Raw genomic sequence first — 17,168 nt, 5'->3', positions numbered from 1 at the left:
TTGATCGATGGGCAAGCCCGCGTTAGTGTGAAAGCAAGATACGCGTAACAGCCTTGTCAATTTTAATTCTTCGGCTCGAAACGCGATCACGAGAGCGGCATGGCGCCAACCTTCACGACATTCGACGGCGACGCCGTGTCATTCGGGCACTGAAAAGAACCGTAAAAAATTGACGAACCAAGTCACCTGGGGAAATTGCATACCATATCAGCACGGGAACCGTCCGGTTCCCACGCGTATCGCCATCCATGTATCGCGCGCCTTTTGTATCACGGCCACTGCCGGCTTGCTGGCCTTGCCGGCCTTCCCGGCCGCCGCGCAGGAAACACAACCGATCCAGAAAGTCGAAATCACCGGGTCTTCGATCAAGCGCCTCAATGCCGAAACGGCGTTGCCGGTGCAATTGATTACCCGTGCCGAGATCGAGAAAAGCGGCGTCACCACGGCAGCCGAACTGCTGTCGAAAGTGTCCGCCAACACGGCCGCGCTGACCGATGGCGCCAGTTTCAGCGACATTGCCGGACAGCGCGGTTTCAACGGCGCCAACCTGCGCGGCATCGGCGTTTCGTCGACGCTGGTATTGCTCAATGGCCGGCGCCTGGCCAACTTTGCCTCGCCAGGCGGCAACGCCGGCGTCGACCTGAACGCGATCCCGTCGGCGGCGATCGACCGGGTCGAAGTGCTCAAGGACGGCGCTTCGGCCATTTATGGCACCGATGCGATCGGCGGCGTGATCAACTTCATTACGCGCCGCAATTACGAAGGCGCCGACGCCAGCGCCTACTACGCCGACACCCAGCATGGCGGCGCGCGCAAGGCAATGGCAACCTTATCGGGCGGCATCGGCAACCTGGCGACCGATCGCTACAACGTACTGGGCGTGCTCGATTACCAGGATACAAGCAGCCTGCGCTCGTCGCAGCGCAGCTGGATCGGTTCGGCGTTCCAGCCCGATATCAACCTCGATTCGGGCAGTTCGAATACGTTTCCCGCCAATTTCCGCCGCACGCGCGCCAATGGCACCACGGCCACCGGCCCCCGGATGAATCCGAGCGCACCGGCCTGCAATCCGCCGGCAACCGTCTACGCGCCGGAGAGCTTCGTCGGCCCCGCTGCCTGCATGTACGACTACATGCAGGACACCGAACTCTTCCCGGATTCGAAGCGCGTGTCACTGCTCACCCGGGGCCAGTTTGCGCTCGACAAGGACACGACCTTGTACGGCGAACTGCTCGTCAACGAAACGTCGACCACTTACCGCATCAGTGCATTGACGATCTCCGGTTCGATTTATCCGCTGACCGGGCAGTACTATCCGCATGCGCTGGTGACGGACAATATAACCCCGCTCAACGTCAATATGCGCCTGACCGAAGGTGGACCGCGCACCAACGAGATCGAGGCGACGGCCACGCGCATGGTGCTTGGCGCCAAGGGCATCTCGCTGGGCTGGGACTACGACGTGGCGCTCAATCACAGCGTCAACAAGGTCGACGACAGGTATGCCGATGGCTATGTCGAGACCACGCTGTTCGATGATGCCTTCGCGTCCGGCAAGATCAATCCTTTCGGGCCGTCCGGTCCGGAAGGGCTGGCATTGCTGGCCGCGGCCAAAGTCAACGACCTGGCGCGCCACTCGCGCGGCACCACCGACTCGTTCGACATCAAGGCCACGCGCGACCTGTTCGGGATGGCTGGCGGCAATGCCGCCATTGCGCTCGGCGCCGAATACCGGCGCGAAAAGATGGCGTTCACGCCGTCGGCGCTGCTGGCCGCAGGGGAAATCCGCGGCGAAGGCACGGCGACGCCGTTTTCGGGCGGACGCAACGTCAAGGCCGTGTATGCCGAGTTCAACCTGCCGTTGCTGGCGAGCCTGGAGGCGCAACTGGCGCTGCGCCATGACCGCTACAACGACGTGGGCTCGACAACCAATCCCAAGATCGGCGTGCGCTGGAATCCGATGAAGCAGGTGGTGGTGCGCGGCTCGTATGGCACGGGCTTTCGCGCGCCGTCCCTAGCCGACCTGTACAGCCCGGTGCGGCTGGGCCAGGCCAACGGCATCTACAACGACCCGCTCGGCTGCATAAGGGTCGGTGCGATCGACAACACCGAGAATCCGGACTACTGCGGCCTGCAACCGGACAAGCTCAGGGGCGGCTCGCCGTCGCTGCGTCCGGAGGAGTCGAAGCAGTTTTCCCTGGGCCTGGTGCTCGAACCGCATCGCGACATGACCGCGACACTGGACTACTGGCGCATCAAGAAAACCGATGTGATCGTCTCGCCGGAAGGCTCGTACTTCACCGACCCGGTGCGCAACGCCGCCTACATCATCCGCGGCGAGCCCGACCCTGCCCTGCCTGGCATCCCGGGACCGATCCTGTCCATCGATTCGCGGCTGCGCAATATCGGCGCGCTGGAAACCTCGGGCGCCGACCTGGGCATCAACTGGCGCCTGCCGGCCACCGGCCTGGGCAAGTTTGCCGTGACACTCAACGGCACCTATGTGTTCGACTACAAGACGCGCGAGACGGCCGACGGCCCCGAGCTCAGCGCGCTGGGCGTCTACACCAACGACCAGATCGTCCAGCGCTGGCGCCATACGGTGAGCCTGGACTACGACCGCGGCCCGCTCAGCCTGACCTTGCAGCAAACCTACCTGAGCGGTTATCGCGACCAGAACCTGCTGGCCGACGGGTCGATCCATCGCGTCGATGACTACTCCCTGCTCGACCTGACCGGCGGGTATCAGATCTCGGCCGGACTGAAACTGCGTGCCGGCATCCGGAACCTGCTCGACAAGAATCCCCCGCGCTCGAACCAGTTGTTCAGTTTTTCGGTCGGTTACGATCCCAGTTATACCGATCCGCGCGGGCGCCAGTTCTATACTGCGCTGGCTTACGCGTTCAAATAGCCGCACCGGGCCGGCCGGGCTGTCGCTTCGCAGGACAGCAGGCGCGACACCTGCGCATTCGAGCGGGCATCGTTGCAGGGTTCATCGCTCCAGGCACATACGGTACAGGTCGAGGTAGGCGGCGGCCGACCGTTGCCAGGTAAACCGCGCCGCGTGCGTGCGTGCCCGTTCCGCGCCGCCCGCGCGGGCGAAATGTGCCAGGCCGGTGGCAAGCACCTGCTCCATGTGCTCCGGGTCGAAATGATCGAAGTAGCAGGCGGCGGCACCGCCCACTTCGGGCAGGCTGGTGAAACGCGACAGGAACACGGGGCGGCCGTGGTGCATGGCTTCGATCACGGGTAGCCCGAAACCCTCCGCCAGCGACGGGAACAGGAACGCCTCGCAGTGCGCGTAGTACCAGTCCTTGTCGGCTTGGCTTACCGGTCCGGTGATCGCGACGCGGCCGGCAACGCCGAAGCGGGCGGCGTCGGCGAGGATCTTGCGGCGGTAGTCTTCCTCGACGGGTCCCGATATCACGAGCGTGCGGTCGCTGCCACGCAGCAGCGGCACCAGCACGTGGAAATTCTTTTTCGGGCAGACCCGCCCCAATGTGAAGAGAAAGGGGCCCGGTGGCACGTGGGATGGCCGGTGCCCCTCGGGCACGCAGCCGGCATCGGCGCCGTTGTGGATGACCGAGATCTTTTCCCGCGCCTGCGGGAAGAAGCGCAGGATATCGCCCTGCACGAAGCTGGAGATCGCCACCACGCGATCGGCGCCGGCGATCTTGCGCGCCATGTTAGCCATGCGGCGTTCGCGCCTGGGGTGGCCGGCCGGCAGTTCATGCACCTGGTTCAGGTCGTGCACGGTCAGCACCGTGCGGCCATGCACGCGCTCCGGGCCGAAGCGGCAGTACTGGTCGGAGAAGTGAACGATGTCGTACTGGCTTTTGCGCGGGAAGTACCAGCTGTGGTACTTGCGGCGGCGCAGGTAGGCGATTTCCTTGCCGAGGCAGCCAACCTTCTTCGGGTGCAGGTAGGCAGCCAGGTCGAAATCACGCGCGCCCTGCCGGACAAGCTCGAGTCCGAGGCTGCGGCCGAAGGCGTGCAGGCCGGTATTTTCGTGGCGCATGGAGTCCAGGGTGATCAGCAGGCGTGGGGGCATTCGCGGCAACCATTGATTCGATCGGGCGAATGTACGCGATGCAACCGGGTCCGTGGCCGCCGGGACCGGCAACTTTACCTGGACTTACCCGGCTTTACGAAGAAGGCGATGACTTGCTGATGTCATCTCAGGGCGCCGGTTGCGCAAGCGACCCGGCTGCGCCGATCTCCAGCAGCGTGTTGGCGGTCAGGCGCCCCCTGCGCGGCTCGGACGACAGCCCAGCGTCGACCGCGATGTCGCCGGAGTGCAGCAGGCTGCTGCGGTAGAAGACGGCGCGGTTGAACTTGGCGTCGACCCTTGCCGTGCGCTCGAAGAGTGCCGTATCCCCGCGGATGTAGGTGAAGCCACGCGCAGGATCGCGCTTTGCTTCCCGCATCACTTCCTGCTTCAGGCATGGCGCATAGTCGACGATACGCTGCGCGTCCATGCTTTCGAAACCTGTACTGCGATGGCGGTAGAACGAGGTGCCGCCGAACCGTTGATCGCACAGGTAATGCACGCTGGCGATCCGGTTGCGCTCGACACTGTCGAAATGGGGCACGCTCTGGATCGGGCGCAGCGCTTCCTGCGGCGTCGTCGCCAGCGACAGCACGCACGACAGCGGCGTGATTGGCGGAGTCGATGCGGCATCGCCCGCCGCGCCGAAGGTGGCAAGCAGGAGCTTGCGCAAGTGCATATGCAGCGCGCTCGCATACGCCATGTCCAGGGGCTTGCGCACGCCCGGATAAAAATCCCCTTCCCGGCGCTGGAACGCCGCGCCGGTTTCCGCCCAGCGCACGATCGCTTCGGGATCGAGCAACAGGTCGTCGACGACCAGCACGGGCTCCCGCTCGGCCCCGACGAGAAGTACCTGATGTACGGGGGACGGGCGCAGCGCGAATATCGGTGCCATCGGCCCCGCATCCAGGGCCGCATCCAGGGCCGCATTCATGGGCGCATTCATGGGCGCATTCATGGGCGCACCTCCGCGCGCGCCAGGCGCTTGTTGCGCCGGTCGATCATCGCGTAGACGTGGCCGAGCGACGCCAGCATGGTGTGGAGCGGGCCGAGAAAGCCCTGTGCGTGCAGCCTGGCAATCGCACCCCCATCGAGCTGCTTCAGGCGGGCATCGTCGATCGTGTACAGGCCCTGGACCTGGGTCGTTTCCCCATTCCCGAACGTGATCTCGAGCTGCATTGGCACCAGCAGCTTGAGGTGGACCAGCGCGTCGATGAATTGCCGTGTGGGTTCCTCGCCGTTCAGCAGTTCGGCCAGGCGCCCATTGGCCTCTTCCAGGCAGGGCGTTTCCTGGCCATCGGTGTCGAAGATGCGCTCGCCGCCGGCACCGATGCTGGCGTGCTCGATGTCGATGCACACGACGAAGTGCTCGTCCTCGGTAGCCGGGTTGCCGGCCTGCGCGAGGAAAAACGGCTGGCGCGAGACCTGCAGCGGCACATAGATGGCGTCCCACCGTCCATCGTCGACGAACAGGTTTTCGCTGTCGTGAAAGCCGAACAGCGCGACGCAGGCGAAGCGGCCGGTGTCCTTGTCCTTGGTGAATGCGATCGGGTACTGGACGACGAGTTTCAGGAACTCGCTCAACACCACCGGCACCATGTTCAGTGCCGCGCCCGCCGCTTCCACCCGCCCTTTGTCGACGCGGATCTGCCGATGCGCCGTATTATCCAGTGAAACAAGATGTGCCATGCGTGTGTCCTCTGTTCTTGTGGGCCTACACCGTCGGCAGGCCGTAGGCATGAATCCTGGCGATCAGGTCGCGATGGGCCGGCAGCATTTTCAGCGCCTTCCTGACGGCCGCGCTGTTCTGCGACAGGTGTTCCTGCGCCGCGTGCCGCTCGCTGGCCGACGGCCGCAGGAAGTCCGGGTCCGTCCTGAAGCCCATGCCATACAGCACATACTGGTAACTGGCGGCCGGGAATACCTCGTTATTGCTGGTGAAGTCGCAATTGCCGGGCGGGCGGTAGCGCCACAGCCGCATCAGGTCCTTCAGGCTGTCCGGAATGGTTTCGGGCGCCCGGTTGTCCGTCCAGAAGGCATTGTCGGTGCGCTTGCTGAGGATGTAATGCAGCTTCAGGAAATCGATGATCCTGTCCCAGCGATATAAGAAGGTGTCGTTGAAGCGGCGGGCGGTGATGTCCATGGTGTCGCGGGTGGCGGGCAACTGCTCGGCAAGCATGTCCGCCGACAGTTCGACCAGCACCAGCGCCGACGCTTCCAGCGGCTCCAGGAATCCGGCCGCCAGGCCGACGGCCACGCAGTTGTTTTTCCAGAACAGCCGGCGATGGCCGGAGCGGATCGGAATGCTGCGCGTGCCGACCGTCTTGCCGGCCGGCCCGATATACGCGCGCAGCGCGGCTTCCGCCTCGTCGTCGCTCGTGTGCCGGCTGGAATACACGTAACCGATCCCGCGCCGTGTCACCAGCCCGATATCCCAGATCCAGCCGGCCGCCTGGCCCGTGGAGATGGTGTGCGAGGCGATCGGCGCGTCCTCGCGCTCGTACGGCACCTGGGCGGCGATGGCCTTGTCGATGAACAGCACGTCGCCCCGGTCGACGAAAGGCACTTCCAGGTGCTTGCCCAGCAGGAGGGAGGAAAAACCGGTGCAGTCGATGAACAGGTCGCCCGCGATCTCGCCCTGCTGCGCGGTGACGATGGCCGCGATATCGCCATTGGGCGCGCTCCTGACGGTGGTCACATCGCCCAGGATCTGCGTCACCCCCAGCCTGGCCGTGCAATGGCGCGTCAGGAAGGCGACGAATTTGCCGGCGTCGAGGTGGTAGGCGTAGTTGGCCACCGAAGCGTATTCCGGCGTGGTGATCATCTTCGGCGCCAGCCCGTGTTCGCAGACCTGCTCCTGCGCGCACACGGTATCGGAGAACGAGCGGCCGGAGCAGGCCGTTTGCCAGTAAGGTGCCAGGTCCAGCTGGCCAAAGCCCTGCGGCAGCATCAGCGGATGGTAGTAATAGTCGTCGGCACTGCCGTCGACCCAGCGTGCGAACTTGGCGCCCTGCTTGAACGTCGCCTCGCATTCGCGCATGAAGTCCGTTTCCGAAATTCCCATTTTCATCAGCGTGCTGCGCATGGTGGGCCAGGTGCCCTCGCCCACCCCGATCGGACCGATGGACGGCGACTCGACGAGGGTGACGGTGATGCCGCTGTCCTCCCCGGCATGCCGGGCCGCGATGCGCCCCGCCGTGATCCAGCCGGCCGCGCCGCCGCCGACGATGACGATGTTTTTGATTTGCTGGTTCATGTCTGCCTGTTATCAATGATTGGCAATGAGACGGTTGCATACCGAAGGGCGCCGGCGCGCTTTTGGCCTGCTTCCGGCGCCCCTCCTCTCTACCTAGAACTTGGCGATCAGTCCGAGCGCGAATCGGCGGCCGGAATCCTCCGCCAGCAGGAACTGGTTGGTGTAGCGGCCATATTTCTTGACCACCGCTTCGTTCAGGTTGGTTGCTTCGAACACCACTGACAGGTTCTTCGACACCTCGTAGCTGCCGCTCAGGTCCCACTGGCCATAGGCCGCCACCTGGGTCACGCCGTCGCCGTTCTGCTGGGTGAGCGATTGCAGGAACTTGTCGCGCCAGTTGTAGGCCAGGCGCAGCTGGTAAGGCCCCCGTTCATAGAAGCCGACGACGTTGGCCGAATCGCTGATGCCGGTCACGGCGAACTTCTGGTTGATGTCGCCCGGATTCAGGTTGGAGTCGCTACGCACGATGGTGCCGTTGACGATGAAGCCCAGGCCGTTGTCGAACGTGTGCTGCACGGCCAGTTCGAAGCCATGCACCACTGCGGATGGCCCATTGCTGGGCCGGGTCAACGTGAACACGGCCGGGCCATCGGCCGGATCGGGCTTGAGCCTGTCGCTACCCGTGCTGGGGTCGGTCAGCACGCCGGTACTGGTGTCGAACTGACGCGTGGTGTTGCTGGAAACGATGAAATTGCTGACGTCTTTCCAGAAGAATCCGCCCGAGACATAGCTGGCCGGCTTGTAATACCACTCCAGCGACAGGTCGAGGTTGTTCGACTCGAAGGGCTTCAGCGTGGGATCGCCGGAGGAAGCGGTCAGCGTGCCGGGGCGCGTCGTGACGATGTTGGTGGCGGGCGACAAATCGTCCAGGCGCGGTCGCGTCAGCGAGCGGTAGGCCGCCACGCGCGCCACCAGCGTGTCCGTCAATTCGATGGTCGCGCTGAGGTTGGGCAACACCGAATAGTACGAGTTGCTGACGTTGATGGCCGACTTGGCGCCGTACACGGCGCTGAGCTCCGTGGCATCGAGCACGTTCAGCCGCTCGATATTGCCCTGGGTACCCGAGACGTTGATGTCGGTGTGTTCCAGCCGCGCGCCCGTGGTAACCCGCACCGGTCTGTCGGCCAGCGTGCCGGCGAACGCCAGTTCCAGATAGGCCGAGGTGGTTTTCTCCTCGACCGCATAGGAGTTGTCACGCACCACGGCGTCGAAGTTCTTCCCGCTCTGCTGCTCGACGAAAGCGAACTGCTTTTCCCCGTCATGGCGCAGCCAGGAAGCCGGCGTGCGGCCACTGCCGCTGACGCCACTCAGGAAGTCGCTGCCGGCGTTGAACACGCTGAGGGTGCCGGCCGGAATGGCCGGGAAGTCCCCGTAGCCGCAATACGTGCAGTGAATACCGACGCCTTCGTTGTCCCACCGGGTCAGTGCCTTGGTCTCCTGCGAGCGCTGCAGGCCGAAGCGGGCGGAGACCAGTCCGTCGCCGCTGCCCTCCTTCCAGACGCCATCGACCTTGTACTGGCGCACCGCGTCGTCGACGGCCCAGCCACGGCGCAGCATCACGTGCGCCCGGGCGTTGGCCGGGTCGAGATAATTCGACACGGAATGGGTGACCGGCCGGCCCTGCGCATCGTTTTCGTACACCAGCCCGGTTGCCGGCCCGGCGAATTCGCTCACCCAGGGCAGCGTGGCCGCATCGGACTGGAACCTTGCGCGGTTCTTGTAGCCGATCAGTGAAAGCTGGTCGCCGCCGCCGTTGTTGGGCTCGCGCGTCGCATCCGATTTCCACGCGTCGAAGACGACATTGAGCTTGTTCGAGATCTTCCAGTCGGCCTGCAGGCCGAACGACTTCGTGTTGGTGAGACGGTCGAATTTCTTGGCATGGAAGTCCGTTGCCAGCCCCACCTCCTGGTACAGGTCGGTGATGGTGCCGTTGGCATCGGTGCGGGCGCGCTGCACGTTCGGCGCGGTGAACCAGTGGCCGTATGACGTTGCATCGGTCTTGATATCGAAGTCGGAATACAGCGCGTCGGCCGTCAGCGTCAGGGCGCTCGATGGCCGGTATTGCAGGACCAGGTTGGCATTGGTGCGGGTGCGCTCTTCGAACGTTACCTTGGTGTCGTAGTTGCGAGGTGAGAATACCGGGCCCGCGAATCCCGCTCCGCCATTCAGTTCGGCGCCCGGAATGCCCGCATTGGTCAGCCAGCCATCGGTTTGCGCCTGGTTCAGGCGCGTCTTCGCCTTCTTGCGCGAGACCGCCAGCAGCGCGCCGAACTTGCCCTGGGCGAAGGTATCGCTGACCAGCAGCGAGTATTCGGGCGTGGTCTCGCCGCGATTATCGTCGTGCAGCGCCTTGACCGAGCCGGCCACCTTGAATCCGCCCAGGCTCAAGGGCCGGGCGGTGGTGATGTTGATGGTCGAGCCAATGCCACCCGACTGCTGGGTCGCCGTGCCAGTCTTGAAGACGTTGATGCTGTTGACCAGGTCGGCCGAGACGGTATCGAAATTGAAGGCGCGGTTCTCGTTCTCGGAGGCCACCTGGCGGCCGTTGACCAGCACGGTATTGAAGTCGGGTCCGAAGCCGCGCACCGTGACCTGTTTCCCCTCGCCGCCAGAGCGGTCGATCGAGACACCGGTGATGCGCTGCAGGGATTCGGCCAGGTTCTGGTCGGGGAACTTGCCGATGTCTTCCGCCGAAATGGCGTCGACGATGCCGTTGCCTTCACGCTTGGTGTCGAGCGAGTTGATCAGGCTGCGCCGGATGCCCTTGACCACCACGGTGCTGGTGCTGGCCGTTGCGCTGGCATTTGCGCCATCGCCGGGCCCCGCGGGCGGGGCTTCCTGGGCTGCGCTGTTCTGCGCGGCGGTCAGCATCGCCGTGAAGGCCAACACGATATTGGAAACGTTTCTATTTTTTCTCATTGTGCTCCTCTACTCCTTGATTGTTATGTTGTATGGGGGAAGGCTCTCGCGCTGTGGAAGCGCGAGCAGAGCAGGCCGACGGTTGTCTCCGCAGGCGTGTGCACGCCTGCTGCCGGTGACAACGATGGTATGTCAATGCTGAGAATTTAAGAAACGGAAATATGATGCGTGATGTAGTTTTGGTACAGCACATTTCTTTTTGTTGCGTGTTGTGTTAAATACCACCTGAGTAACGCCCCGCAATACATGACTCCATGGCAAGCTATGCTTTACTGGCCGTGTCATAGTCATGAAAGGTATGCTTCGGGATAACGTTCACATGTCTTCTATAGGCAAAAAACTAGGCCCCGAGGGTCATGGGCTTAGTTTTACTACATAGAAGGGAGCGCTGTTAGTGCGATTTGAGAATAACTCCTACGAGGAAGCCTTACAACGTCAGGCAATGCAGAGCTCGGCTTGCTCCCTCCCTAATGTCCAACTCGTTGTCCGTCAGAAGTCGCTTGGACTCATCACGCACCTGCTCTTGCTTGAGATATTTCACGTCAAGGATTGGCAACGCCGCGTACCGCAAGCGAGCATCTTCACTGTAGAGAAAGCGGACGATTGCGGGTGCCTCGTCCCCCATATATAGGCCTCTGAGAACAGCTGTGCGGAGAAGCCCTGCCGGCAACCGTTTCATTTCGACGCCTTCCAAAAGTCTTGAACGCAAGAGAGCTGAGCTCGCCGCTTCAGCTAGAGCATGTTCACGTGCCGCACCTTGTACGCTGGATCGATCGTCGGCCAGAAGTGCAATGAGGAAGTCGTGGTCCTGCGCGAACGCTGGAGCCAGAATCTTAGCTAGCTCGTCGCGAGGGCTCTCCGGGACGACACGACCGCCTTTAGAATACGGCTCTTCTTTGCCCTTCCATTGCTCAAAATAGTTCCTCAACTCGTTTGCCAATGCGCTGTCCAAGCAAAACTCTTTACTCAATTCGGCAGCTGCCGTGGCAGCATGGACGGAGTTCCCGGTGAGGCCCCTTCGAACAACTTCAAGGTGATCGGCACCGTAGGGGGCCGTCAGACTTTGGTATAAATAGCGGCAGCCTGGAGTAATTTCACCGTATAGTAGGCGATCCAGCATAAGTCGTTGTCCCCCTCCATCCGGCAAATGACTAGCCAGTGCGGCGGATATCCGGAGCGACTTGCCCTGCCCGCGGCTGATTAGGCGTTTGACTGCATCTGGAAATTCCCGACAGTTGTGCGTTGTATATAGCACTTGAGCCGCATTCCACGCAAAAAGCTCGCTTGGGCCAAGAACAAGGTCCTCCAGTTCATGGATAAATGCGCTGTCGACAAGGGAATGGTCTTGGTCAACCTCCGCGTCGACCCTCAGAAGGTCGAATAGCCCAAATCTTTCGTTCTCTACGTCGTCGAGGACCATTCTCTTCATCGAACGTGCCTGTCTTACTAGCTGGGCGTGGTCTAGGCCAGCGCTCCGAGCGAGCGCGTGGATGACGCGACGTCTAGCCGCAGTTATCTTTGCCGACGATGTACTACTAGGGTTGTCCTCGAGTGGCATTTCTCGATAGCAAATTACCGTCATGCACGCGCCAAGTTCAAGGCTGAGACTTGGTTCGCAGAGGTCTGCTTCATCGCTCGCGATCAAAGGATCGTCGATGAGCTCAAGCAAATAGGCGGCCTCACGGTTCAAGGCTTCGCGGTCCGACGCCCAGTGAGTCATGGTTCCTGAAAATGTTTCGTCTAACAATCTGCTAAGCTCCAGTCCGGCATGCTTGAACAGAGTTCTCAACTTGCCGACGGTACTTACACTCAGGCCTTTAGCATCGCCAATGAGCTCATTGAGTATCTGCACCGCCTTTGGATCTGGTAGAGCGATGAGGACGCGCCGAGCCGCACCAAGCACTAAGTGCTGCCACACGCCGTTCCCGCTCGGCTGAAGGGAGAAGCCGCCTAGGTGAGAATCGGTTGGTCGAGAATCGACAAGCCTCGGTATTGCTTCAGTGAGCGTGGTAATCGCCATTTTTTGGTCGTTGCTGACGCATAAGGATGCCCAAGCGACTAGTCGGCTCCACCCGTCGGATGACTCCAGCCTTGCCAGCGTCGCTTCCTCTATTACGCTCCAATGGTCTTTGGACACCAGGCAAAGAGCTTCTCCTGCGACGTAACGCACTCGCGACGCTGTATTCTCAACGGCGCGCCAACAACATTGCGCAAAGCTCGCAAGGGCATCGCTCGCCAGCGGCATTCCCGCCTGGATCACTAACTCGACCGCGTCGTCGAGGCTGCTGATAGCCTTGGTTTCACCACTCTCCGCCAGCTCGGTCCAGACTTTGAGGATCAGCGACGTAAGGCCGAGGTGGCTCGCGAACGATAAGGTTTCCTTCCAGTCTGGTGTCTGGATCGCGCGCGCAATGTTCTCCCGTTGCACTTCAAGAAAGCCCTTGGAGATGTGTCGCGCGGCCGCAAACTCCCCGAAGGTCTTGTGAACGAAAGTGATCGCCTCCAGTGTGTGTGTACGTACGCGTTCGACGACGCCTAGACACTCCCAATATTCCAGGCACTCAGCAATTTTTGTTTCGCTAACGAAGGCGGATTGCCCCGTCTCTTCACTCCACCAACGCGCGCATTGCGAAAGGATCCGTTCGGCCGGTTCATTGCCTTGTGATAGAAGACACCAGCCGAGCATATCCAAAAATCTGTTCCTTTCCGGCTCGCTTGGTGATCGTTCGGTAAGACGGGTCGGCGGATGATTCTGCAGCAACTGAAAAAAATTGCGATACATGGTCCCCTTGCCAAGCCCTGGATCAACGCCCTTGATCGAAAGTGCAGCAACCAGCGTAATCATCAGAGGACTCCTTGCCGCAGCTCCCTTGATGGTCTTCGCGCCAAGTTGGGCGATGGCTTGCTTCGTAGCGCGTGACCGTAGCGCTCCATCAGAAAACGGAATCGCCTCGATTACTTTGGAGACTGCCTTCTCGGCCGCCATGTCGTTCAGCGGTTGAAGCTCATAGTGTCGCCATCCTGCCAGTTCGCCTGGGCGATATCCGATGGGCCGACTCGTTACCACGACGCGGGCGCGTGGATGTGCAACAGTGAAAGCGTGCAACTTAGCGGTCACCAGCGGCTGCTGACTCCCGCACTCGTCCAATGCATCGCACAGGATGACGGACCCTTCCAGCGAAACGACTGGTATTCGGAAGCCCGAGCCGCTGAGCGCGACCTCCATTAAGCATTCCTCAAAGCGGCGCCCTTCGCGAATGAGAAGCGCAACCACCTGCGGCAGGCGCACGAGGAGCGTCAGAAATCCGTCAGCTGAGTAGTCCAAGGCTAGCTTCTTGAGGAGCGTAGACTTGCCCATCCCGGGGCCGCCGACGACCACGCATTTTCTGACGAAACGGGCGATGGTCGCGGAATCGAAAGAAGATGCGCTGCTGCGGCCACCACCATATTCATGGTAACGGCGAAGCGCCTTGTCAAGGTCTTCCTGTTCGGTCGAGGCCTCGTCCATCGCTTGTGCGTCCAGCTCGATCCAACACTTATCGAAGGAAACTTGGCTATGTACGCCGATGACAGTCATGTTGGCGTAGGTTCGACGCAGCCATTGGTGCATTGCTGCGGTTAACTGCACGCGCGTATCAACTTCGGTCGTCTTTAACTTAACGTGGGCGAGCGACAAGGTTTGGTAGATGTCTTCTGGTCTCGACCGTTCTCTCCTGCGTATCAGAAGTCGCCCATACTCCACAAGCACCGGCCACGCAGTTCCCGGATCCTCGATGACGCGGCTAAGGCGCTCGCTAGCCGTGACCTCCGCTTCACGGTTCCCATCAACTGCGCTGACGACGACGATACGCAAGTGTCTGCATACCAGGGTCGCGTCCAAGGACAATGACGAAAGCAACCTCACCCAAGCGTCGCCAATCTCGCGCAGCCCGTCAGCTCGCCCAGTGCCCAGCCGCACAATGTCCTCAGCCAAGTTTTCACGGATCGTGCCACTACTGTTCGGGCACACAGCTAAGATCCCCGCGTCGATCGTGCCGTCAGAAATGCCTTTTGACAGATCCGTCAGAGCGCACCAGAGGTCATCCCCACGTTGCAACCCCCGCTTGGCCTGCAGTTCCACATGCCTTCCGCCCTTAGTCGAGAAGCGTACATCGTCGCCAGGCCCGCCCGTTTCAGCGTGCAGCTCCAGCGGCGTGTCGTCCAGTACCCCTTCAAGCCAGCCTATGGGCCGTTCTGTCAGCAGGTTTGCCATTACGATTGCACTTACTCGCGCTTGGAAATCTAGCCCGCGTTCTGCAGCGCTGCCACCCGTCATCCGTTTTGCGCTCTTATCGCTACCCATCATTTCATCTCTTTCGAATCGCGATCCTGTCCGCCAGGCCTATCACGGTTTCTTGGCTGGACTGCAGGTGCAGTGGCTCTGAACTTCACTTCTTAGCCATCATCATCTCGTAATGCGGCAAATGCTCAGCCCGCTCGAAGATCTTTTTAAATATGGCCACTTGGTCGTCAATTGCGTTCGGGCCAAACGCGAAGTGCGCGTCGTCGTGGGAGAAATGGGAGCCATCGTTCACCCACGAAAGCAGCGAACGGCACACCAGCTTTTCTCTGCCATCAAACTTCTCGCAGAGGTCGTCGAAGTCTACACCGCCAAGAATCCTGAAGTAGTGTTCCAAGATCCTCCTCATAGTGTTCTGGATCGTCAAGGGATTCCGCTGGTCCCTACGTACCTCGTCCCACAGCAGCTCGTATGATGTCTTGATAGGATTATCGTCAAAGCGTTCGAGCAGCGGCCCGGTCGGCGATTTGCGCACGACCCAGTAGCTACGGCCGAGATTGCGCTCGGCGCGTTTGTCGCCTTTCGCTCCGACCTTGCGCTGAGGGCTCATGAAGCAAACCTCCTTGTGAAAATAGACGTTGTGGGTCAAGACAAACACCTGCTTGACGTAGCCTTGACCGTTCTTCATATCGTCGAAAAGCGCACGAATGAGACTGCTCACAATGAAGAGCACATCGCTATCCATGCTTGACACGGGATCGTCGAACACGACGACGCGGTCCCGCGCCGCGCCGCTATCGTTGTCGCTGCCCTTGATCAGGTGGTAAAAGTAGAGAAAAGTGACGAAAGACCTTTCGCCCTCGCTCAAAGAATGCCTCGCGTCCTTTCCGTCGTCACGCACGAGTTTATAATGGGGTTGGTCGCCAGCCTTCGCCAGCGCAAACGTCTTGAACCCAAACGATTTGAGCAGGTCGTTGATGGCGTCGACCGTAGGCTGGACAGTGGAAATCTTTTTTTCAAGCTCGCGCAATTCGCGCTCCGCACTCGCCTTGGCCCCCTCGGCTGTTTTAATCTGGCTTTTCAGGCTTTCGATCGCTGCCGAAAGGCCTGCTTTTTTGCGCTGATAAACCTCGAGATCGACTTTCACGTCGTCGAGAATGTAGCGCCATATTTGTGCGACAAGCTTCGTCCTCTCTGCGCTAATGCTGTCTACAATGCGATTATGCTCCGCCACTTTCGTGTTAGCCGCTTTGACCAGGTCAAGGACTAGCGCCAATGGTTCCGCGAGCGATTCAAGCTTTTGAGGCGCACTTGGCTCTTTGCGCTTGTTGGCTAAAATGAGGGAGTTAGTACGAAGCTTGGCCTCGATCGTGATCTGCTCGCGCATGAACGTTGCCTTGTCCAAGAAAATTGACGTTGATTCCTTAATCGCATTCAAGGCCAACAAAAGCGACTTGTCTTCGCGGCCGTATGTCGCCTGCAGGTCCGCGACTGCTTTGGTGTCCTGCTCAAAGGTCTCGTCGAAATAGCTCGTAAGGCTTGCAGTCAGCCCTTCAGGCGCCGTCTGCTGGCAGAACGGGCACTTAGGGGCGCTGGTTTCATAGTGCGCTTGTCCAGCTTTGACCCAATCGCTGTGTCCTAGCCGGTAAATCATCTCGGCGATGTCCACGTCCTCTTTGCCAACTACTCTTTTCATGAGGATAGGAGCTGCCTCCAAAGCGACGATGTCGGCGAAATCCAACGTAGGGAGTTTGGCCTGCAGCTGCGGCTTCACGCCCAACACCGTGGCCGCGCGCTTAGTCAGGTATTCAAGTGTCTGCGCATCGGCAACGTTTGATTGGAGTTGTTGAAGAAGACGCTCCTTGAACTTGGCCGCGTCATTTCTGACGCCAGTGAACGCCTCCGAAAAGGCCTCATCGTGTTTGCGTTTTTGCGCCCAGCACCGCTCCTTAAAATCGGCCTCCAATGCGGCCAGCTCACCGAATTTTCCAGATCTATGTGCCGGGTCGCCGAGAGTGCTCGTGCGCTGGGCAATTTCGTTGGCGTAGCGGTCAACCTCTTCCTTTTTCGTCTTGACTGCAAGCTCGTTAGCGATGTCCTTTTCGCCAAGGGTGAAGATGCCCTTTAAACTGCCTTCCGTGTTGAAGTTTGCGTCCACGAAGTCTCGGTTGTACACAAGCGGCTGCATCTCGATTCCATCGCGCCAGACGATCGAACAGTTCTCGTGCTCATGCAGGGACCTATCTGCCACCACTCTCCCAATGGTTGTCTTGCCGGCGCCGTTAGCTCCGAAGATAAAGTTAACCTCCTTGAGCCTAGACATGGTCTGGCGACTGGCATAAATTGCCACTTGGTCAATTTCGAGTGTGTCAATCATCGCACATGTGTCATTGAGGAAAAGGTAAATCCTACATTGAAATTTTTGCCACAAGTATTTTATTAGTTATTGGCCTTTTTGGTTGCTGCACGTTTGCAACAATTAGAAGGGCCGACCCAGGGCTGCACGGCGGCATGACCGCAGGGACATGCTATAGAGATGCAACTTGCTAATAGGCTCCGCTTCAATTTAGTGCGATATCGTCTCCTCCTTTCGAAAGACTACGGATACCCCCCGGAGGGCATGCGAACCGTGGGCATTGCATCCTAAGCTGGTGGCTCCCCCTACA

At 60.5% G+C, this 17,168-nt stretch carries 8 protein-coding genes; 1 reads left to right on the top strand and 7 read right to left on the bottom strand.

Annotated elements, in window-relative coordinates; genetic code table 11:
• The first annotated feature begins 286 nt into the window (after positions 1 to 286).
• Positions 287 to 2,911: a TonB-dependent receptor gene (locus GJV26_RS25660; protein ID WP_173346271.1), complete on the top strand. Its 2,625-nt coding sequence runs from the start codon at positions 287 to 289 to the stop codon at positions 2,909 to 2,911.
• An 81-nt stretch (positions 2,912 to 2,992) separates the two neighbouring features.
• Here GJV26_RS25660 and GJV26_RS25655 read toward each other — a convergent pair whose 3' ends face one another.
• The 7 genes from GJV26_RS25655 to GJV26_RS25625 all read right to left on the bottom strand — a co-directional run bounded on the left by GJV26_RS25655 (position 2,993) and on the right by GJV26_RS25625 (position 16,879).
• Positions 2,993 to 4,051 (bottom strand): glycosyltransferase family 4 protein, encoded by a 1,059-nt coding sequence (locus GJV26_RS25655; protein ID WP_155711455.1) that lies wholly within the window; start codon positions 4,049 to 4,051, stop codon positions 2,993 to 2,995.
• Positions 4,052 to 4,178: 127 nt separating this feature from the next.
• Entirely contained in the window at positions 4,179 to 4,982 is an 804-nt protein-coding gene (locus tag GJV26_RS25650) for a DUF6445 family protein (RefSeq protein WP_155711454.1), read from the bottom strand.
• A 20-nt stretch (positions 4,983 to 5,002) separates the two neighbouring features.
• Positions 5,003 to 5,737: a SapC family protein gene (locus GJV26_RS25645; protein ID WP_173346270.1), complete on the bottom strand. Its 735-nt coding sequence runs from the start codon at positions 5,735 to 5,737 to the stop codon at positions 5,003 to 5,005.
• 25 nt (positions 5,738 to 5,762) lie between these two features.
• A complete protein-coding gene (locus GJV26_RS25640) occupies positions 5,763 to 7,304 on the bottom strand; it encodes a tryptophan halogenase family protein (protein ID WP_155711452.1) in 1,542 nt (513 codons plus the stop codon).
• A gap of 93 nt (positions 7,305 to 7,397) precedes the next feature.
• A complete protein-coding gene (locus GJV26_RS25635; protein ID WP_216643165.1) occupies positions 7,398 to 10,223 on the bottom strand; it encodes a TonB-dependent receptor in 2,826 nt (941 codons plus the stop codon).
• A gap of 427 nt (positions 10,224 to 10,650) precedes the next feature.
• A complete protein-coding gene (locus GJV26_RS25630) occupies positions 10,651 to 14,475 on the bottom strand; it encodes an NACHT domain-containing protein (protein ID WP_216643164.1) in 3,825 nt (1,274 codons plus the stop codon).
• 175 nt (positions 14,476 to 14,650) lie between these two features.
• Positions 14,651 to 16,879, bottom strand: a complete 2,229-nt coding sequence (locus GJV26_RS25625; protein WP_155711451.1) for an AAA family ATPase — start codon at positions 16,877 to 16,879, stop codon at positions 14,651 to 14,653.
• Positions 16,880 to 17,168 lie beyond the last annotated feature (289 nt).

It is taken from the genome of Pseudoduganella dura, assembly GCF_009727155.1.
Taxonomy (GTDB): domain Bacteria; phylum Pseudomonadota; class Gammaproteobacteria; order Burkholderiales; family Burkholderiaceae_D; genus Rugamonas; species Rugamonas dura.
The sequence above is the reverse complement of the archived record's forward strand: the minus strand, read 5'-3'. Positions and strand labels throughout refer to the sequence as shown.